This is a genomic window from Paeniglutamicibacter sp. MACA_103, from assembly GCF_045798555.1.
In the GTDB taxonomy this organism is placed as follows: domain Bacteria; phylum Actinomycetota; class Actinomycetes; order Actinomycetales; family Micrococcaceae; genus Paeniglutamicibacter.
Genome location: NZ_JBIXLN010000021.1, coordinates 37,916 through 57,622, shown reverse-complemented (window position 1 = coordinate 57,622; position 19,707 = coordinate 37,916). Strand labels below are relative to the sequence as shown.

Genomic DNA, 19,707 nt, shown 5'->3' with positions numbered 1-19,707 from the left:
GAAATCCTTCCTGAACGATCGGTCAGTATTAGCAACCACAGTACAGTATGGGGAAGAACACCACGAGCCTCGGGCGTCACACAGCCCCGACATTCAGGAGAATTGCAGCATGAGCGCACAGCGCCCCACCGCGCCCACACCGGAAACGTCCATCGACGGAGTCTGGCAGATTGCCTTGGGCGAGCTTGATCTCAAGATGGGCGTCAAGATCATCGAGGAGTCGGTCGAGAAGGTCGTGGCGACCATGCCGGTGGAGGGCAACCGCCAGTCCTTCGGCCTGCTGCACGGTGGCGCATCGCTGGCCGTGGGCGAGGCCGTTGGCTCGTGGGCCGCGGTGAAGCACGCCTCGACCATGGGCAAGTCGGCCGTGGGCGTCGACGTCTCGGCAACGCACCACAAGGGTGCGCGCAGCGGCTTGATCACGATCACCGCGACGCCCATCAGCCTGGGCCGCCGCATGGCCAGCCACCAGGTCGTCATCGAGAACGAAGCCGGCGAGCGCCTCTGCACCCTGCGGATCACCAACCTGATCATCGACATCAGGAAATAGGCCCGCGTACCCCCGTCAGCTCTCGCAGCTTGATTCCGCGGTTCCCATCAGCGAGTAGACCGGGCCGCGGGGCGAAACGTCCCCGCCGAACCCGAGTGCGGAGATCCTGAGGCTCGGGCTGTTGACCATGCTCTGGCTGCCCCCGGCGCCCAGACAGCCAGGCATGGAACCAACCATCGCGGTGACGCGCGCGGCTTCACCGGCGGGCAGCGAATCGTTGATCTCGAAGCGGGCGTCGGCCTCCTGATTGTCCAGCGCTCGAAACGTGTTGTCGTTGAACTCGAGCGTTCCGATCCGGACACCGGTTCCGTTGCCGGGGCCGGCGAGCTGGATGTCCAAGGACTTCACCTTGACGTCGACGTTGCTGGTGTTGTGCACGATGAAAGTGAACCTGCAGTCCATGTTTCTCGTGACGTTCAGGGCAGGGAGGGTCAAGGTCACACCGTCGTCACTGCCCAGCTGCAAGTCGTTCGTGGTGACGGCTCCCGGCTCCACGCATTCGAAGGGAGTGGCGCCCACGAGCACCTCGACCCCGGAGCGGGCGGTTGCCGAACTGACACCCCAGAGCGCCGCCCCGCCCAGCACCAGTGCTGCTCCGGCGCCGGCAAAAGCACGAGTCGATCGTCGCGGTATCCAGGCCATGATCGGAGCATAGGGTGCAATGTCCCGACTGACAAGCAATCTCCTGTCTCGAGGCGACCGCCTGCGCGGTGAACACCCGGATGTCTCGCCGCGTCCGACATGGAACAGTGCGATCCGGGACCGGAGCCGCACCCCCGCGAACAGGTCTCCCGTGACCGCAACAGGAGCACGCTCGGCGGTCCCCGCGCGACCGCTTCAGCGACACCGGTCGATCCGCGCCCTACCTTGGCGACCTTTTCCGGCATCCCGCAAGCACCGAGCGCTTATCGCCATGGCGGTCGATCCGCCTGCCCGCCAAACGTGCGCAAACTGGAAGTGATTGACAACCACCAATGACTATGGTGTGCTTGGTGAACCAACGCCAGTAACTACCGAAGGAGGAATCCGATGAGTGTCCCGACGATGACCCCGGAACCGATATTTCCTTCCCACAGGAGTTACTCCAGCAATGAAGAATTACGTAGAAAACAGCTTTTCAGACACCTTTGAACCACGCCTCTCCCCCGGCAGGACCAGGCCCGCAGATCGCGAGGAGGACTGGAACTACCTCGACGACCAACTCACCGAATCCCAACGCTGGTCAACGTGGCCGGCGACCGAGAAACTCATGCGCGGCCCGCTGCCCTATCCCGAGTTCGTCATCGAGGATGCCGCGGCCATCGACACCGAACTCGGCGTCCTGAAGACCGGCAAGGAAGCCGATGTCTTCCTCATCGAGCGGGCCACCACCGAGCATCGATCCTTGTTGGCGGCCAAGCGCTATCGGTCTCCGGAGCAACGCACCTTCACCAGGTCCTCCACCTACACCCAGGGCCGCAGCGTGAAGCGCTCGCGCGACGCCCGTGCGCTGAAGAACGGCAGCACCTATGGGCGGCTCGTTGAGGCCTCGCGGTGGGCAAACTCCGAATGGCAATACCTGCGTTTGTGTTTCGAGGCCGGTGCGCCGGTCCCGTACCCGGTGCAGATCATGGGCACCGAGATCCTCATGGAATTCATAGAAGACCCGGAGTCCCCGGGCGCGGCAGCTCCGCGACTGCAGCACGTCCATCCCGATTCCGAGCGACTGGAACACTACTGGGAGCAAATGGTGTGGGCCATGAAGGTCTTTGCCCGGCTGGGTTTTGCCCACGGCGACCTCTCGCCCTACAACGTCTTGGCCGCCGGTGAACGGCTCGTGGTTATTGACCTGCCGCAATTTGTCGATCTTGCAGGAAACGAAGGAGGCATCGATTATCTTCGACGCGACTGCCAGAACATCAGCCTTTGGTTCCGCTCCCGGGGCTTGGAGGTGGACGGCGAAGAACTCCTGGCCGAGCTCATCGCCGAGGCCTGGTAGGCCATAAGCGCCGCGGGAGCAATTGGTACATCGACTGTGCTGGTATCGGCTCGGCAGCGGGGCTATGGTTGGCCCACAAAACTGCTTGGGCCGCCCATACGACAAGATCAATCTCGCACCTTTCCCGCAAGAAAGCGGCCACGTGGCCATTGCTGGCCGTCATTTTCGGTACCTTGAGCAATTCCCAGAAAGGATATTCAAGTTGCGTACCGCATATAAGGTTGTTGCGCACATCATTGCCGCCGCTGTTGTGGTTCAGGCGGCACTGATCGCGTGGTCGATGTTTGGGCTGATCCCTGACTTACAGAACGGGGTAGTGCCGGCGGAACGGCCGTGGACCGCGGAGATGCATGGCACGATCGGGATGATGGTGATTCCGCTGCTGGTGCTGGCTCTGGTGGTCATCGCATTGCTGGCCCACGCCGGGCTGAAGTGGGCCCTGTGGCTCCTGCTGGCCGTCGCGGTGCAAATCACACTGGCCTTCGTGGCCTTCCTGGCCACTCTGCCTTGGGTCGGGGCGCTTCACGGGGTCAACGCCTTCGCCATCATCGCGCTGGCGGAAATCGGCGCCCGCTCGGTCGCCCACGCCCCGGCACATGTTCCGGGCACCAGGAAGGTCATGCGCCCGGCAACGTAGCCGCGCGCTTCATCTCCCACTGGCGATCCGTGGCCAGCGCGGCGAGGAACTCCTCGTCGTGGCTGGCCACAACCATGGCGCCGCCAAAAGATTCAAGGGCCGATAGCAGCTGCTCGACCGTGACCATGTCCAGATTGTTGGTCGGCTCGTCGAGCAGCAGCAATTGCGGGGCGGGGTCGGCCAGCAGAATCATCGCCAGCGCCACCCGGAACCTCTCCCCTCCCGAGAGCTGGGCTACCGGTTCATCGACCCGGCCGCCCCGGAAATGGAAGGCGGCCAGTTGTTCGCGCAGGAACCCCGGCTCCACGCCCGGAGCCGAAAGGCGGAGGTTCTCCAACATGCTCATCCCGTCGTTGAGCCCCTCCCAGTCCTCTCCTGCCGCTGACGCAAGTCGCTGCCGCAGGAACCCGACAGGCATCCGGGACCGGGCCTGAAGCTGGCCGAGCATGGTCGTCTTGCCAACCCCGTTTCCCCCGATCAGGGCAATGCGTTCCGGTCCCCTGATGCCCAGCACCGCGTCCCCGTCCAAGGGTTCACCGCCCTCGAGCACTATTCCGCGGGCGATTTCGGCGACCGGAAATTCAACCACGCTGCGTCCGGCGGGAACGCGGGTCCGGGGCAACTCGATCCCGATCCGCTGTTCGACGGGCAACGCGTTGCGGGCCTGCGCCAATTCCGTACGGGCGTCCGCCTCATGCGATTTCATGATGCCGCGATTCTTCGCCGCGGAAACCTCGGCCTTGTTGCGCAGCGAATTGGCCAGGATCTTCGGCATGGATTCGGCGGCCTTTTGCCCCTGTTTGGAGCGCCGGGCGATCTTGGTTTCGGCCTCGCGGCTCTGCCGCTGTTCCACCGCCAGCTTGCGGCGCGCATCGCCGAGCCTCCTGGCGGCACTTTCGCGTTCGTGCCCCAGGGTTTCCTGCCGGGAGCCCCAATCCCCAAAGCGCACCAGGTCCATTTTCTCGGCACGCAAGGCCCGCACGTTCACCGGGCGCAGCTCGGCCAGGGAATCGACCATCTTCAACAGCGTCTTGTCGTGGGTGGAAACCAGCATGGTCCCGGAAAAGCGCTCCACCATGTCGTAGAGGCGGTGGCGGGCATCGCGGTCCAGGTTGTTGGTCGGCTCGTCCAGGATGGTGATCCCGCCGCCGCGCATTTCGATGCCTGCAAGCGCAACGGCCATGGTTTCACCACCCGAGAGCGTGCCCACTGTGCGCTTCAGGAATGCCGGGGTGATCTCCGCATTCAGGTATCCGTCAAGCAGTGCGGCGGAGCGCTCCTCGAGGTCCCAGTCGGCCCCGACAATCTCCATGTCCCGCGCCAGGTCCTCGGCGGTGTTGTCCAGGATCCGGTGCAGCGCAGCCAGGGTGCCCGCGATGCCCATCAGGCTTGCGACACTTCGAGTGGTGTCCAAGACGATGTCCTGCGCCAGATAGGAAGGCCGGGCTTCGGTATGGACCGTGCCGCGGGTGGGTTTGAGTTCGCCGGCGACAAGGCGCAAAAGCGTGGACTTGCCCGATCCGTTGGGTCCGATCAGGCCCGTGGTCCCACGGGAGAACGTGGTTGAGACCTCGTCAAAGACCGTTCCGCCATCGGGCCAGGAAAAACCCAGGCGGTCAATGACGATGGGGGTTGGGTGTTGCATGGTGGTTCTCGTTTCGACGAAGGATGCGCCGAAATTTCATCACGGCCTCGAGCTGCCCCGTGCGGGGGTGGAGGTCATGGAGATTTCCTTGGCGCGATTAGGCGAAGGCGAGAACTGGCAACACGTCGTGGTCCTGACGTCGACAATGGGACCTTTCAATCCTGCGGCCGGGGAACGCATGCTGTCAAATGGCGGTCCGCATGGCCAGGTGCGGCGCCCAACGTCCTTAGCCGGCGATCAGCTCGGATTCCTCCTCGGCACCGAGTCCCGAGCGCAGCGAACCGGTCCCGCTTCCATCGTCCGAGCGCACGATGTCTTCAAAACTCTCGCGAAGGCTCCTGCGGCGCAGCCCCATCGCCAGGGATCGGGTGTCCGAGCGGCGCGCAAACCCGGCATACCCGGAGCCGGCCGGCAGCACCAGCGGCAACGACCTGGGACCTGCCCAGGGAGCCACCCGATCCGCTTCCATCCGTGCTGCATCGTATTCAACGAGCTCGTGGTCCGCTTCCGGATTCGCTGCAGAACTCGCGGCCCCAGCGGCTTCCCGGGCCAGGCGCAAGGCCTGGCCGAGCGTGTGTTGCACGCCCACGGCATTGACGAATCCGTGGTGCCCCGTCAAGCCGGACTCAAGTATGAACGCGGCAAGGTCGCGCACGTCGATGATCTGCACCCACTGCCGCCCCTCCGGGTCGGCCGGAACCAGGACGGGGTCCCGCGACTCGGCAAAACGCAGCGGCCAGTAGTTGCTGCGTCCGCTGGGGTCTCCCGGGCCGCCGATTAGTCCCGGGCGGACCACCAGGGCCCTGCCGCCGCGGGCCTGCATGCTAAGTACCTCGCACGCGGACTTGGCCCGTCCATAGTCCGCCTCGGCCTCCCCGTCGCCTGGATCGAGCGGATCGAGGACCTCGGCGGTCTCGTCGGCGCCCGGCACGGATTGTTCGGCGTACACCGAGCAGGAGGAAACGAACACCCAATTCCGCGCGTTCCCGCCGAGCCGGTGGAGGGCTTCACGGCAAAATCTCGGCGACGAAGTCAGTTCGACCACCAGATCCCAGATCTGGTCCTCCACCCCGGCGTAGGCATCGGGAGAGTCGCGATCCGCAACGACCGCGTCAACGCCCTGGGCAAACGCCTCGGTCCCCCGCGCCAATGCCGTGACCTGGTGTCTTCCTTCCAAGGCAAGGAGGCCCAGTGTTCTTCCCAGCCAGCCCGTGCCGCCGAGCAGCAGAATTTTACTCATTCCTTGAGTCAACGGCTGCCCCTACGTCGGCACAAGGGAATTCTCGCTCGGCGTAGGCGGCCCGCGGCCGAATCCGAAGCCGTTCGGATTGTTATCCGCGGTACTCCCCGGCACCGGGTTCCATTGCATAGGCTCAGGTCATGAAACGAATTTCAGGAATATTGGTCGGGCTCGCGGGTCTGGGACTCATGCTGACGGCCTGTGTGCCCCTTGATGCCCCACCGCTGGATCCGACGACGTCGTCCAGTCCGGCTGGATCCGTTCTCCCGCCTTCCGGAGCCGCATCTCCAAAAGTGCCGGATTTGCCGTTGCAGACAAGTACCGCCGACGGGTTGGAGCAACGGACCCGCGCGTTGCACGAGTACTCGATTGCCAATCAACTGCAACAGGGGAAACATCCCATCGACTACGCGGTGCCGGGCAGTGAACGCTTGGTGCTGGCCGAACGGTTCTCTCAGAGTACGCGCTTCGAATTATCCGAAAAGCATTCAGGCGACTCGATCGTCGTGGAAATGACGTGTGCAACGAGCGTGAATCTGAGTTTTGAGGCCTACGACGCCGAGGGACGAACGCTCGGCGGCGGCCAATCGTCGGATTGTTTTCCCGGCGGCCCCTTCGGATTTGGCTTTGGCACACCGAATAACCGGCACGTGCGGCAGATCCGGGTCGTCATCAACCCGGAAACCGACATGGAGTTGAGCGCCGTGGTCTTCACCTCGGCGGAGCAGGACCCGCCCGCCGGGAACTGACGTTCGCGTTTCGAGGCGGCCAAGGGCCCCGCGTCCGCGGATTCCGAGCTGCGCGCACACCCTGTCCGGCCACGGCCAACCGGCCGCCGGGAAAATGTAACTTTGCGAAGTGTGACGCGAAAGAATCCGGCGCGGCACACCGTTTGCGGGTGCGCGGCAGCCGGACGGGCACTTTGGCCCGTCCGACTAGGACTTTATTGGTTGTGTATTGAACTTAAGTTGTATTAGAAGCCTCGCCTATGCCTTTAATATCTCGGTGCGAGTTAGGTAAGCATAACCTTTGCCTACCATCTCGTGGCATTCCCCGATCTTGAAGGAGCCCCATGACGCCCCAACGTCCCCTGGCGCAAACCCTGTCCACGCCCACCCGATCCCTCGAGGTCGCCGCCGAACAGCTGCTCGGCAGGGACACCGCCGAACGCATGGCCGAAGAATTCGGCGCCGCCGCCAGGCTCGCGGCCCGGTCCATCGCGGCCGCCGCGGGACCCACCACCGGCCCCGGCCCGGCCGCACTGCGCGCCCGGCTCGACGCCGTGGACCTGCGCGCCCCGCTCGGCAACACCGCCGATGCCCTGGAGGAAGCCACCGAGCTCTATTTGCGGGACGCGGTCTACTTCCACCACCCGCGCTACGCCGCGCACCTCAACTGCCCCGTGCTGCTACCCGCCATCGCGGCCGAGGCCCTGGTCACCACCGTGAACACCTCGATGGACACCTGGGACCAGAGTGCCGGCGCCACGCTCATCGAGCAGCGCCTCATCGACTGGGCGGCCGACCTGGCCGGCCTCGGCCCGGACGCCGACGGAGTCTTCACCAGCGGCGGCACCGCCTCGAACCTGCAGGCCATGCTGCTGGCCCGCAACACCGCTGTTGCCGGCAAGCCCGGAAGCCTGCCCGAGCGACTCGCCGGGCTGCGGATCTATGCCTCGGCCGACAGCCACTTCAGCATCTCCACCTCCGCGTCCCTGCTGGGGCTGGGCGCCGAGGCGGTCGTTGCGGTGGAGTGCGACGCGCTGCACCGCATGGATGCCGCCGCGCTGCGGCGCGCCCTGGAGGACGACGTGGCCGCCGGGCTGCGCCCCATGGCCATCGTCGCCACCGCAGGCACCACCGACTTCGGCTCGATCGACCCGCTGGGGGCCATCGGGGAACTGGCCGCCGAACACGGCGCCTGGTTCCACGTCGACGCCGCCTACGGCTGCGGGCTGCTCGGATCCCCGCGCCACCGCGGGCTGCTGGCCGGGATCGAGGCCGCCAACTCGGTGACCGTGGACTTCCACAAGTCCTTCTTCCAGCCCATCGGTTCCAGCGCGATCCTGGTCCGCGACCGCGCAGCCCTCGCCCTGGTCTCGCACCACGCCGAATACCTGAACCCGGCCGCCGAGGCCGGGCGCACCCCCAACCAGGTCGACAAGTCGCTGGCCACCACCCGCCGCTTTGACGCACTGAAGCTCTGGGTGACGCTGCGCTCGATCGGCGCCGAGGCCCTGGGCACGATGTTCGACGGCGTCATGGACCTGGCCGCCGCCGCCGGGCAACTCGTGAAGGACCACCCGGAACTCGAGCTGGCGGCCGAGGTGCAGCTCAGCACCGTGGTCTTCCGCTATGTGCCGCCGTTCCCCGTGGACGAAGGGCCCGGCCCGTTGGCCAACCAGATCCGCACCGCGCTCTACGACTCCGGCGAGGCCATGGTCGCCGCCACCACCATCAACGGAGTGCGCCACCTCAAGCTCACGCTGCTGAACCCGCAGACGACCATCGGCGACGTCTCCGCCATCCTGGACGCCATCGTCGGGCACGGCCGCCGGCTTTCCGGCGAGCGCACCCTGATGGAGGTGCAGGCATGAGCACCACGCTTCCTAACACGGACCGCATCCTTGACGCCGTGGCCATCGGCGCCGGCCCCTTCAACCTCGGATTCGCGGCCCTGGCCGACACCGTGCCGGGCCTCGACGTGCTGGTGTTCGAGAGCGCCGAGGAGTTCGCCTGGCACCCCGGCATGATGCTGGAAGGCACGCACCTGCAGGTCCCCTTCATGGCCGACCTGGTCACCATGGCCGATCCCTCCCACCCGCTCTCCTTCCTGAACCACCTCAAGGACACCGGGCGCCTCTACCCGTTCTACATCCGCGAGAACTTCTACCCGCTGCGCGAAGAGTACAACAACTACCTGCGCTGGGCAGCGGCCCGCCTGCCCTCGGTGCACTTCGGCGCACACGTGGCCGCCGCCCGCTTCGAGGACGGGGTGTACGAACTCGACGTGCACACCCGCGACGGGGTGCACACCGTGCGCACCCGGCGCCTGGTGCTGGGCACCGGCACCACCCCCTACGTCCCGGCCTCCGTCCCCGAATGCGTGCTGGGAACCGGGCAGGCTGTGCACACCAGCGGCTACCGCCCGGCCCGCGCGGCGATCGCCGCCGGATCCCGCATCGCCGTGGTGGGAAGCGGCCAGAGCGCCGCGGAGGTCTTCGCCGACCTGCTCGGGACCCTGGGCCCGGACACGCACCTGGAATGGGTCACCCGCTCCGCGCGCTTCTTCCCGCTGGAATACACCAAGCTGACCCTGGAAATGACCTCCCCGGAGTACATCGACCACTTCCACTCGCTGCCGCAGGGCACCCGCGATGCGCTCTCTTCCAGCCAGAAGGGCCTCTACAAGGGCATCAACGCCGACCTGATCGACGAGATCCACGAGATGCTCTACCGCCGCCAGGTCTCCGGGCACGCCCCGGTCACCCTCCGCGCGGCCACCGCACTGCAGGGAGTCGAGCACCGCGACGGCGCCCTGCAATTGAACCTGCGCAACCAGGACGACGGCGGGGAGTTCTCCACGGTGGCCGACACCCTGGTGCTGGCCACCGGCTACGCCTACCGCGAGCCCGACTTCGTCAAAGACCTCGGGGAGCGCATCAACCGTCTGCCCGACGGCCGGCTCGACGTGGACCGGAACTACGCCGTCAGCGACGACGCCGACGTGCTGGTGCAAAACGCCGAGCTGCACACCCACGGCTTCACCGCCCCGGACCTGGGCATGGGCGCCTACCGCAACTCCGTGATCATCAACCGGATCCTGGGATACGAGCACTACGCCGTGGAGAAGCGCATCGGCTTCCAGAGCTTCGGCAGCCCCTCCCCGGACTCCCCCGCATCCGTTTCCCCCGCGCTCGAAGGAGCCCACGCATGATTTCCACGCCAGCCATCGTCCTCCCCCCGGCCCGCCGCACCGCGCCTGCCGCCACCGACTTCACCTTCCGCCGCTTCGACCCGGCAACCGACGCCGAACTGCTCCACGGCTGGGTGAACACCGAGCGGGCCCGCTACTGGGGCATGAACGGGACCACGGTCGCCGAGGTCAGGGCCGCCTACGAGGAACTCGATGCCTCGGCGCACCACCACGTGCTGCTGGGCCTGTTGCCCGCCGGGCGCCACCAGGCAGGGCCCGAGCCGGTGTTCCTGCTCGAGCACTACGCCCCGGAGCACTCGGTCCTCGCCGGCCGCTACGAGCACCGGCACGGGGATGCGGGCATGCACCTGCTGCTGGCCGGTCCGGGAGACGGCAGGGCGCTGCCCGGCTTCAGCGCCGCGGCCATGGAGGCGGGACTTGCCCACCTCTTCGCCGACCCGGCCGTGTTGCGCGTGGTGGTGGAGCCGGACGCCGCCAACACCGCCGTCCACTCGCTGAACTCCCGGCTCGGCTTCCGCCCCGCCGGACGGATAGAGCTGCCGGCCGGGGCCGACACCCCGGCCAAGACCGCGCTGCTGTCCCTATGCACCCGGGCGGACTTCGCCGAGGCCACCGGGCGGCCCTCGAGCGCCGCCGGGCACCTGTCCCCGGGCCGCTGGGAGGACGCCAACCGGCACCTGCTGGCCAAGGCCATCGCCGAGTTCACCCACGAACGCCTGATCACCCCGGTCCCCGAGGCCGAGGGCTGGTCGCTGGGCACCGGAAACCACGAATACCGCTTCGCCGCCACCGTGCACGGCCTCGAGCACTGGGTCATCGACCCGGACTCCCTGCAGCTGTCGGTCAACGGGGAGCCCGCCGCCGTCGACGCCGCCGGCTTCGTGCTGGCCTTCCGCGACACCCTGGGCCTGTCAGCGGCCCAGCTGCCGGTGTACCTCGAGGAGATCGGCAGCACGCTGGCTTCGCACTGCTACAAGCAGCTGCACTCCACGGCAAGCGCCGCCGAGCTGGCCGCCGGGACCGGGGACGCGGTCGCCGACTTCCAGCGCACCGAGGCCGCCATGACCGAGGGGCACCCCTGCTTCGTGGCCAACAACGGCCGCCTGGGCCTGGGCGCGAACGACTACCTCGGCTACGCGCCGGAGACCGGTGCCGCGCTGAAGCTCCAGTGGGTGGCCGCGCACGAATCCCGCGCCCGCTACAGCACGCTTCCCGGGCTGGACATCGAGGCCCTGCTGGAATCCGAGCTCGGGGCAGCGCAGCTGGAGCGCTTCGGCGCCCGGATCACCGACGCCTGCGCGATGAGCGGCCTGGATCCGGAGCACTTCGTGCTGCTGCCCATCCACCCCTGGCAGTGGGAGCACAAGCTGGCCATCAGCTTCGCCCCCGACGTGGCCAGCGGGCACCTGGTGCACCTGGGTGCCGGGGAGGACCTCTACCAGCCGCAGCAGTCGATCCGCACCTTCTTCAACCGCAGCGCACCTGCGCGCCACTACGTGAAGACGGCACTGTCGGTGCTGAACATGGGGTTCATGCGCGGGCTCTCGGCCGCCTACATGGAGGGCACCCCGGCGATCAACGCCTGGCTCACCTCGCTCTTCGAGTCCGATGCGGAACTGGGGCGGGGCAACGTGGGTCTGCTGCGCGAGATCGCCGCGGCCGGCTATTCGTCCCCGCTCTTCGAGGCAGCCGGGAAGGACGCACCGCAGCGCAAGATGCTGGCGGCTCTCTGGCGCGAATCGCCCGCCGGGCTCATCGAGCCCGGCCAGCAGCTGGCCACCATGGCCTCGCTGCTGCACCTGGATTCCGCCGGCGCCTCGCTGGCCGCCGCGCACATCCGGCGTTCGGGGCTGGAGGCGACCGACTGGCTCGCCCGCTACTTCGACGCCTACCTGGTCCCCCTGGTGCATTGCCTGTGCCGCTACGATTTGGCGTTCATGCCGCACGGGGAAAACGTCATCCTGGTGCTTGAGGACTCCGTGCCCGTCCGCGTGCTGCACAAGGACCTCGCCGAGGAGGTCGCGGTGCTCGGGGACAGGCAGCCGCTGCCGGCCGAGGTCGAGCGGATCCGCGCCGCCGTCCCGGCCTCCGAGCGCCGGCTGGTGGTGTTCACCGACATCGTCGACTGCTTCCTGCGCTTCCTGGCGCCAATGCTGGCCCGCGAGGGAACCTGCAGCGAGGAGACGTTCTGGGAGACGGCCGCGGAGAGGCTGCTGGCCTACCGGAACCGGACCCCCGAAACGGCCGAGGCCTTCGACGCCCTGGATTTGTTTGCCGAATCCTTCGAGCTCTCCTGCCTGAACCGGCTGCAGCTGCGCAACAACGCGCAAATGCTGGATCTCGCCGACCAGTCCGGCGGCTTGATCTACGCCGGCACCCTGGCCAACCCGCTGGCCGGGCGCGGGGCCTGACATGCCCTTCCGGGTTGCCCGGGGACAGCCTCCATCGGCGGTCCCCGGGCAACCCGGATCTTCGTTAAACCGCGCTATATGCTGGCCACGATCTGAGCGGTACCCTCAAGGCATGCTGCATCTGTTGGCCGCATCATCGGCCCGGCTTGGCCTGATCTTCCTGCTCGCCGGATGCACCATGCTCGTGGACGATTCATTGCCCGCGCCCACTACGATCGCACCGGATCTCGGGCCGTCCTTCATACCCGAGACCAAGGTCTTTCGCATCGTTCCCGCGGCGGACGCCGGTGGTGCCGGCAAGAACCCACCGACACATGCCGAGCTCATCGAGCAGGGCAAGAGCCCCCTCCCCGGTTCCCAGCCAGGCACCGAAAAGGTGCTGATGCATTTTCACGGCCGGGGCGATTCAAGGATCGTGCTGCCGTACCAACGCTCGGGTGCGCTGCTGTGGTTGCTGGTCTCGTGCGAGGAGGAGGCGCCGATGGCCATCCGGTCGTTCGACGTACGCGGCATCGTGGTGGCCCGCTACGACCTGGACCCCTGCCGGGTTGCGGAGGGCGGCGGGGGAACCGAGGACGGCACTTCCACCTTCGTGGAACTGTGGACCTATCCGGAGGTGGAGTACGACGTCACCGTCATGTCCTCGGAACTGGGCACCAGGTGAGCCGTGCCGGCGGGAGACGCCAATCGGCGATGGTTCCGGGGGCCGCTACCCTGCTCATCCCAGGTGCCGGGTGAGCCGGTGCTCCAGTCCGGACCGGACCTGGGGCCATTCGGAGGCGATGATCGAATAGACGCAGGTGTCGCGCAAGGACCCGTCGGCCATGCGTCGATGCGAGCGCAGCACCCCGTCCAGCTTTGCGCCCAGGCGTTCGATGGCGGCACGGGAGGGCATGTTCATCCAATGCGTGCGGAACTCGACGGCCGGGCAGCCGAGGACCTCGAAGGCATGGGTGAGCAGCAGCAGCTTGGCATCGACGTTCGTGCCCGTCCCGCGCGCCGAAGCCCGGTTCCAGGTCGACCCGATCTCGACCCTGGGCAGGGTCGGATCGATGTCCATGTAGGTCGTCATGCCCAGCACCACGGAATCCGCATTGCGCCGCGTGACGAAGGGCAGCATCGATCCCTGCGCCTGCAACTGAAGCCGGCGGTCGATCTCGGCGCGCATCTTCCCGGGTTCGGGCACCACCGTGTACCACAGGCCGAAGACCTCGCCGTCGTTGACCGCGTCAACGAGTTCGTCGTGGTGCTCGCGCCGCAGGGGTTCGAGGGTCACCAGGCGCCCGCGCAACGTCAGTGGTTCGATTTTTGTCATGGTTCCAGCCTATGACGCCCCGGGCGGCGATGGTCGTCGTGCTCAGGCCATCTTCTTCCTGATTTCGTGCAATTCGGCCGGGCTCAGCCCGTGCTCCAGCAGGAAGGATTCGACCCCGAGCGAATCGACGAACCGCCCCAGCGCTTCCAGCCGCTCGTTCAGCGGACCGATGAGCTCCGGCTCCTCGAGGTAGGACTCGTAGGGGTGTTTGACCGGGCTGACCTTGTGCCAGTCGTTGATCCCGCGCAGCGAGGCCTCGTATTGGGCTTCGAGCAGGTCTTGCCGGTCGACCAACTTGAGCAGCATCGACACGATCAGCCCGGTGCGGTCGCGCCCGGCGGAGCAGTGCAGCACCACCTTTCCGCGGGCCGCGGCAATCTGGCGGAACACCTCCGCGATGCGGTCGGGGAAGAATTCGATGTTTCGCGGATACATCCGCGGATGGTTCATGTAGGGCACCGCGAGCTGCTCGAACTCGGGGTGCCCGGGTTCCTCGGTCGGCGCATGGACGATGGTGATTCCGGCAGTGGCTGCCTCGTCGACCTGCGGGTCGGTGGGGCGCCGGCGCACCTCCTCGGGGTTGCGCAGGTCGATGACCGTGCGCACGCCGTCGGCATGGGCCTGCTGCCATCCGGCACTGGTCAGCCACTCGCGCCGGCCCATGCGGTAGATGCTGCCCAGCACGATCCTGGCGTTGACGGCGCCCTCCCACTGCGGCTGGTCCAGGGATTCCACCATCGAGATCGTTCTCCCCTACGCCCGGGGACCTTCGTAGGTCTCGATGCGGATGTGGTGCTCGGGGCCCGTGGCCGCACGCGGTGCGCCGGCGTTGGGTGCGCCGGTCGTGGGCGCCGCGGTCTTCGGCTCATCCGCTGCCGCGCCTTGGTTGCCGGGGGCCGTCGCGGGCCGCGCATGCGAGGCGCGGAACGCCTCCGAATCGCGCCAGGTTTCGAAGTCCGCTTCGGTGTCGAACTCCATGGTCACCTTGTACTGCGCCGCCGGGTCGACGGGGCGGTCAAGCGTTGCCCGCGAGAGTCCCTGGACCTTGGGCAGGTTGGAGCGCATGTTGCCGATGAAACGTTCCTCGAAGGCTGCTGCTCGTTCCTCCGGGACATCGATGCGGTTCGTGACGACATACATGGTTGTTTTCCCTTCCCACGGCGTCCGCCAGGGGTGCCTGGACGGCTCGGCTTCCACGCTACCGAAGATCTTGCGCGGCTGCCCATTTCGTCCTCCCGCAGATGCACGGAAGCCGGTGGTGCCATGGATCAATGATCCATGGCTCCACCGGCTTCGGTCGGCCCGGGGTCTACTTGGATTCGGACCAGTCGTAGAATCCGCGACCGGTCTTGCGGCCCAGGTGCCCCTGCTCCACCAGGTCCCGCAGGATCTGCGGCGGGGCAAAGCGGTCGCCCAGGGTCTCGTGCAGGTACTCGGCGATGCCCAGGCGCACGTCCAGGCCGACGATGTCGGTGGTCTTCAGCGGACCCGTGGGGTGCTTGTAGCCCAGCACCATCGCGTTGTCGATGTCCTGCGCGGTGGCCACGCCCTCCTCGACCATCCGCATGGCCTCCAGTGCGATGGCCACTCCCAGGCGCGAGCTGGCAAAGCCGGGCGCGTCGTTGACCACGACGGCGGTCTTGCCCAGTCCGGCAACCCAGGCACGGGCCGCCTCGATGACGGAATCGGAACTCTGCTTGGCGATGACCACCTCGATGAGGGTGGAGGCCGGGACCGGGTTGAAGAAGTGCAGGCCCAGGAAGTCCTGCGGACGCGCCAACTCCGCGGCCAGCCCGCTCATGGACAGCGAGGAGGTGTTCGAAGCCAGGATCGCGCCGGGCGCGAGGTTTTCCTCGACCTTCTTCAGCGAAGAGACCTTTAGGTCCCAGATTTCCGGGACGGCCTCGACGACCAGGGACCGATCGCCGAAGTCGGCGTAGTCCACCGAGACGCGCAGGCGGGAGGTGATCTGTTCCCGGGTCTCGGCCACGCCGCCGCGGGCGATCGACTTGGCAACGGATTCGGTGACCCGCTCCAGCGCGCCCTGGGCGCTGGCCTCGTCGCGTTCGACCACCAGGACGTCGGAGCCGTTGATGAGGAACGCGTGGGCTATGCCGGCGCCCATGCGTCCGCCGCCGAGCACGCCGACCTTGGCGGGCAGCGCGTTGGGGAGTGTTTCCATTACTTTTTCTTCCGATCCAAGAAGGCGGCCATGCGGTCAAACTTGGCCTGCGATTCGAACAGCATGCCCTGGGCCAGGGTGTCGATGACGGGGTGGGCCTCGCGCGGGGCGTGGAACACCGACTTGGTGATGCGCACCGCCAGCGGGTCCTGGGTGCCGATGCGGTCGGCCAGCGCGGAGGCGGCGGACAGCAGGTCTGCACCTTCGACCAGCTCGGTGATGAGCCCGACGCGCAGGCATTCCTCGCCCTTGAGCACCTTGCCGGCCAGCAGGATCTCCTTGGCCAGCGGCTCGCCGACCAGTTCCTTCAGGCGCCAGGTGGCCCCGGCCGCGGCCATGATGCCCAGCCCCGTTTCCGGGTTGCCCATGCGCAGGTCGGGGGTGCCGATGCGGAAGTCCGCGGCGTAGGCCAGCTCGGCCCCGCCGCCCAGGGCGAAGCCGTCCAGGGCCGCAATGACCGGCATGGGCAGCTTGGCGAGTCGGTCGAAGATCCCGGAGTTGATCCCGGCCAGGGCGTCGTCGCGGCGCCGCTCGCGCAGCTGGGCAATGTCGGCGCCCGAAGCGAAGATCCCCTTGGTTCCGGCGTCCGGGTCCGCCGGGGTGCCGCAGAGGATCAGGATCTTGGGGTTGGCTTCGAGGTACGAGCAGACGGTGTGCAGCTCGTCCACCATCAGCTGGTCGATGGCGTTGCGCACCTCGGGCCGGTTGAGCGCGACCAGCAACCGGTCATCGGACTCGCTGACCTGCAGCGTGGAAAAGCCGTCCGCGGGTAGGTTCTCGGCCATGTACTAGACCGCCTCGATGAGCAGGGCGGCGCCCTGGCCGACGCCGACGCACATGGTGGCCAGGCCGAGCTTGGACCCGCCGTCCGTGGTTTCGCGCTCCAGTCGGCCCAGCAGGGTGATCACGATGCGCGAGCCCGAGGAGCCCAGCGGGTGGCCCAGGGCTATGGCGCCGCCGTCCCGGTTCACGATCTCCGGGTCGATGCCCAGCTCGCGCATGGAAGCCAGGGACTGCGAGGAGAAGGCTTCGTTGAGTTCCACGGCGGCGAGGTCACCGACCGTGTAGCCGGAGCGCTCCAGGACCTTGCGGCTGGAGGGGACCGGGCCCATGCCCATGATTTCCGGGGCCAGGGCCGCGGAGGCGCCGTCGATGATGCGGGCGCGCGGAACCAAGCCGTACTTCTTGATGGCGGCCGCGGAGGCCACGATGATCGCCGAGGCGCCGTCGTTGAGCGTCGAGGCGTTGCCCGCGGTGACCACCGAACCGCCCTTCACGACCGGACGCAGCTTGGACAGGACCTCCATGGTGGTGCCGGGGCGCGGGCCCTCGTCGGTGTCCACGACGGTCTCGCCCTTGCGGGTCTTGACGACAACCGGGACGATCTCGTCCTTGAAGTGCCCGGCCTCGATGGCGGCGATCGCGCGTTCGTGCGACTGCACGGCGAAGGCGTCGCAGTCCTCGCGCGAGGTGTTGTAGACGCGGGCGACCTCCTCGGCCGTCTCGGGCATGGAGAACGTTGCCTTGCCGTCGCGGGACAGCTCACCGGAGAGGAATTCGGGGTTGGGGAAGCGCCAGCCGATGGAGGTGTCATAGGTGGCACCCGGCTTGGCGAAGGCCTTGTCGGGCTTTTCCATGACCCAGGGGGCGCGCGACATGGATTCGACGCCGCCGGCCACCACGATGTCCGCGGCACCGGCCTTGATCATGTGGCTGGCCATGGTGATGGCGCTCATTCCGGAGGCGCAGAGGCGGTTGACGGTGATGCCGGGCACGGTGTCGGGGAATCCTGCCAGCAGCCAGGCCATGCGGGCCACGTTGCGGTTTTCCTCGCCGGCCCCGTTGGCGTTGCCGAAGATGACCTCGTCCACGGCAGACGGGTCGATGCCCGCCCGTTCCACGGCCGCCTTGATGGCGATTGCCGCCAGGTCGTCGGGGCGCACGCTGGACAGCGATCCGCCGTATCGTCCCACCGGGGTGCGGGCTCCGCCCACCAAGAAAGCCTCGGTCATAACAACTCCTTCGTCATTCGGCATCGGATGGGGAAAACCCCGGCGGCTTGCCCCGCGAAATCATCCCATCGTGCGCCGTGCTTTGGCCCCGGTTTCCTGTGTCTGGCCACGCCACGCACAATTACCGACCATTCGTTCACTAATACAATCCCATCTTGCCACAACCAAGGTCAACCCGCCCGGACACAAACCCGCCCGCGTTGACGCATTGATTATGTGCGCGTATCGTCGTCCACTTGACCGACTCCGGGGCACCCCCGGATCGTGGACCGTCACCGTCCAGGGCCGTCAACAGGGAATTGGGCGGGCATCCGGTCGACGGAAAGCTGAATAGCAAACGGAGCAGCAATGCAGCCGGAAAACAGCCAACCCATACAACCAAACACAGCCACACCGCTGGCAACCCAGGCCACCGAACCGGTGGATTTCGGCGAGGATATCGGCCCCGACCTATCCACCACCGCCGGCCGCCGCGAAATCCGCAAGGCAACCGCCGCCTCGGCCATGGGGAACCTCACCGAATGGTTTGATTACGGCGTCTATGCCGTGGCAGTCACGTACATTACCTTCCACTTCTTCCCCACCGAGGGCGGAACCCTCATGGCGCTGGGGACATTCGCGCTCTCATTCCTGGTCAGGCCGCTCGGCGGCCTGGTCTGGGGCCCGTTGGGCGACAAATTGGGCCGCAAGCACATCCTGGCCCTCACCATCCTGATGATGTCCCTGGCGACATTCTTCATCGGCGTCCTGCCGACCTTCGAGCAGGTCGGCGTCTTGGCCCCGGTGCTGCTGGTGCTCCTGCGCATGGTCCAGGGGTTCTCCACCGGCGGCGAGTACGGCGGCGCCGCAACGTTCATGGCCGAATACTCCCCCGACAAGAAGCGCGGCTTCTTCGGCTCGTTCCTGGAGTTCGGGACGCTCGGTGGCTTCGCGCTGGGCACGGCAGTGATGCTGGGCTTCCAGGTCGCACTGAGCGATGAGGCCATGATGGACTGGGGCTGGCGCGTGCCGTTCATGATGGCCCTGCCCATGGGCCTGGTCGGCCTCTACCTGCGCAACAAGCTGGAGGACACCCCGGTCTTCCAGGAGCTCGAGGAACGCGGCGAGGTCCAGGAGAAGAGCTCGCTGCCCGGGCTCATCCGCGGGTACTGGCGCCCGATGCTCGTCATGAGCGGCCTGGTCATCGCCCTGAACGTCGTGAACTACACGCTCTTGAGCTACATGCCGACCTATCTCGAGGGCCAGCTGGGCCTTGACCCGAAGGCCTCCCTGATGGTGATCCTGATCGGCGAGGTCGCCATGATGGCGGTCATCCCGTTTGCCGGATCGATGTCGGACAGGGTGGGCCGAAAACCCATGTGGTTCGCCTCGCTGGTCGGACTCTTCGTGCTGGCGTTGCCGCTGTTCTGGCTCATGGGCAAGAGCTTCCCGCTCGCGATCCTGGGCTTCGCCATCCTGGGCCTGCTCTACATCCCGCAGCTGGCCACGATCACCGCGACCTTCCCGGCCATGTTCCCCTCGCACGTCAGGTTTGCCGGCTTCGCGGTGACCTACAACGTCGCAACGGCGATCTTCGGGGGAACCGCGGCCATGGTCAACGAGGCGGTCATCGACAAGACCGGCTTCCTGCTGTTCCCGGCCGTCTACATGATGATTGCCTGCGCCATCGGCCTGGTGGCCACGCGGCACCTTCCCGAGACCGCCGGTGCGTCGCTGCGCGGGACCGAGATTCCCGACGCCCACGAGACGGGCATCCTGGCCGACACGGACGCCGTAGCGCCCCGGCCGTAATTTCGGACCG

At 67.0% G+C, this 19,707-nt stretch carries 18 protein-coding genes; 9 read left to right on the top strand and 9 right to left on the bottom strand.

The window, feature by feature from the left end; genetic code table 11:
* Nucleotides 1–109 precede the first annotated feature (109 nt).
* Nucleotides 110–550 carry a PaaI family thioesterase gene (locus tag ACIPVK_RS11585; protein ID WP_407612126.1) on the top strand — a complete coding sequence of 147 codons (441 nt, stop codon included), beginning with the start codon at nt 110–112 and terminating at the stop codon, nt 548–550.
* 15 nt (nt 551–565) lie between these two features.
* Here ACIPVK_RS11585 and ACIPVK_RS11580 read toward each other — a convergent pair whose 3' ends face one another.
* Nucleotides 566–1,192: a hypothetical protein gene (locus tag ACIPVK_RS11580; RefSeq protein WP_407612125.1), complete on the bottom strand. Its 627-nt coding sequence runs from the start codon at nt 1,190–1,192 to the stop codon at nt 566–568.
* 448 nt (nt 1,193–1,640) lie between these two features.
* Between ACIPVK_RS11580 and ACIPVK_RS11575 the strand changes: the two genes are divergently transcribed.
* Both ACIPVK_RS11575 and ACIPVK_RS11570 read left to right on the top strand, forming a co-directional pair.
* Nucleotides 1,641–2,528 carry a serine protein kinase RIO gene (locus ACIPVK_RS11575; RefSeq protein ID WP_407612124.1) on the top strand — a complete coding sequence of 296 codons (888 nt, stop codon included), beginning with the start codon at nt 1,641–1,643 and terminating at the stop codon, nt 2,526–2,528.
* A 202-nt stretch (nt 2,529–2,730) separates the two neighbouring features.
* Nucleotides 2,731–3,165 (top strand): hypothetical protein, encoded by a 435-nt coding sequence (locus ACIPVK_RS11570; protein WP_407612123.1) that lies wholly within the window; start codon nt 2,731–2,733, stop codon nt 3,163–3,165.
* Here the strand turns inward: ACIPVK_RS11570 and ACIPVK_RS11565 are convergent.
* Together ACIPVK_RS11565 and ACIPVK_RS11560 are read right to left on the bottom strand one after the other, a co-directional pair.
* Nucleotides 3,146–4,810, bottom strand: coding sequence for an ATP-binding cassette domain-containing protein (locus ACIPVK_RS11565; RefSeq protein WP_407612122.1), 1,665 nt, complete (start codon nt 4,808–4,810; stop codon nt 3,146–3,148). The genes ACIPVK_RS11570 and ACIPVK_RS11565 overlap by 20 nt on opposite strands.
* 226 nt (nt 4,811–5,036) lie before the next feature.
* Nucleotides 5,037–6,050, bottom strand: coding sequence for an NAD-dependent epimerase/dehydratase family protein (locus tag ACIPVK_RS11560; RefSeq protein ID WP_407612121.1), 1,014 nt, complete (start codon nt 6,048–6,050; stop codon nt 5,037–5,039).
* Nucleotides 6,051–6,190: 140 nt separating this feature from the next.
* Between ACIPVK_RS11560 and ACIPVK_RS11555 the strand changes: the two genes are divergently transcribed.
* The 5 genes from ACIPVK_RS11555 to ACIPVK_RS11535 all read left to right on the top strand — a co-directional run bounded on the left by ACIPVK_RS11555 (nt 6,191) and on the right by ACIPVK_RS11535 (nt 13,061).
* Complete coding sequence (locus ACIPVK_RS11555) at nt 6,191–6,799, top strand: hypothetical protein (RefSeq protein WP_407612120.1); 609 nt, start codon at nt 6,191–6,193, stop codon at nt 6,797–6,799.
* Nucleotides 6,800–7,122: 323 nt separating this feature from the next.
* A complete protein-coding gene (locus ACIPVK_RS11550; RefSeq protein WP_407612119.1) occupies nt 7,123–8,646 on the top strand; it encodes a pyridoxal phosphate-dependent decarboxylase family protein in 1,524 nt (507 codons plus the stop codon).
* Nucleotides 8,643–9,986, top strand: coding sequence for a lysine N(6)-hydroxylase/L-ornithine N(5)-oxygenase family protein (locus ACIPVK_RS11545; RefSeq protein ID WP_407612118.1), 1,344 nt, complete (start codon nt 8,643–8,645; stop codon nt 9,984–9,986). The genes ACIPVK_RS11550 and ACIPVK_RS11545 overlap by 4 nt, the downstream gene beginning before the upstream one ends.
* Nucleotides 9,983–12,397: a GNAT family N-acetyltransferase gene (locus tag ACIPVK_RS11540; protein WP_407612117.1), complete on the top strand. Its 2,415-nt coding sequence runs from the start codon at nt 9,983–9,985 to the stop codon at nt 12,395–12,397. The genes ACIPVK_RS11545 and ACIPVK_RS11540 overlap by 4 nt, the downstream gene beginning before the upstream one ends.
* A gap of 112 nt (nt 12,398–12,509) precedes the next feature.
* Complete coding sequence (locus tag ACIPVK_RS11535) at nt 12,510–13,061, top strand: hypothetical protein (RefSeq protein ID WP_407612116.1); 552 nt, start codon at nt 12,510–12,512, stop codon at nt 13,059–13,061.
* Nucleotides 13,062–13,115: 54 nt separating this feature from the next.
* Here the strand turns inward: ACIPVK_RS11535 and ACIPVK_RS11530 are convergent, their stop codons facing one another.
* The 6 genes from ACIPVK_RS11530 to ACIPVK_RS11505 all read right to left on the bottom strand — a co-directional run bounded on the left by ACIPVK_RS11530 (nt 13,116) and on the right by ACIPVK_RS11505 (nt 17,906).
* Complete coding sequence (locus ACIPVK_RS11530) at nt 13,116–13,712, bottom strand: GNAT family N-acetyltransferase (protein ID WP_407612115.1); 597 nt, start codon at nt 13,710–13,712, stop codon at nt 13,116–13,118.
* Nucleotides 13,713–13,754: 42 nt separating this feature from the next.
* Entirely contained in the window at nt 13,755–14,450 is a 696-nt protein-coding gene (locus tag ACIPVK_RS11525) for a tyrosine-protein phosphatase (RefSeq protein WP_407612114.1), read from the bottom strand.
* Between the two features lie 15 nt (nt 14,451–14,465).
* Nucleotides 14,466–14,852, bottom strand: a complete 387-nt coding sequence (locus ACIPVK_RS11520; protein ID WP_407612113.1) for an antibiotic biosynthesis monooxygenase family protein — start codon at nt 14,850–14,852, stop codon at nt 14,466–14,468.
* Between the two features lie 169 nt (nt 14,853–15,021).
* Nucleotides 15,022–15,894, bottom strand: coding sequence for a 3-hydroxyacyl-CoA dehydrogenase family protein (locus ACIPVK_RS11515; RefSeq protein WP_407612112.1), 873 nt, complete (start codon nt 15,892–15,894; stop codon nt 15,022–15,024).
* A complete protein-coding gene (locus ACIPVK_RS11510; protein ID WP_407612111.1) occupies nt 15,894–16,679 on the bottom strand; it encodes an enoyl-CoA hydratase/isomerase family protein in 786 nt (261 codons plus the stop codon). Before ACIPVK_RS11510 ends, ACIPVK_RS11515 begins: the two co-directional genes overlap by 1 nt.
* A gap of 3 nt (nt 16,680–16,682) precedes the next feature.
* Nucleotides 16,683–17,906 carry a thiolase family protein gene (locus ACIPVK_RS11505; protein ID WP_407612110.1) on the bottom strand — a complete coding sequence of 408 codons (1,224 nt, stop codon included), beginning with the start codon at nt 17,904–17,906 and terminating at the stop codon, nt 16,683–16,685.
* Between the two features lie 348 nt (nt 17,907–18,254).
* Between ACIPVK_RS11505 and ACIPVK_RS11500 the strand changes: the two genes are divergently transcribed.
* Nucleotides 18,255–19,697, top strand: a complete 1,443-nt coding sequence (locus ACIPVK_RS11500) for an MFS transporter (RefSeq protein ID WP_407612109.1) — start codon at nt 18,255–18,257, stop codon at nt 19,695–19,697.
* Nucleotides 19,698–19,707: the final 10 nt, after the last annotated feature.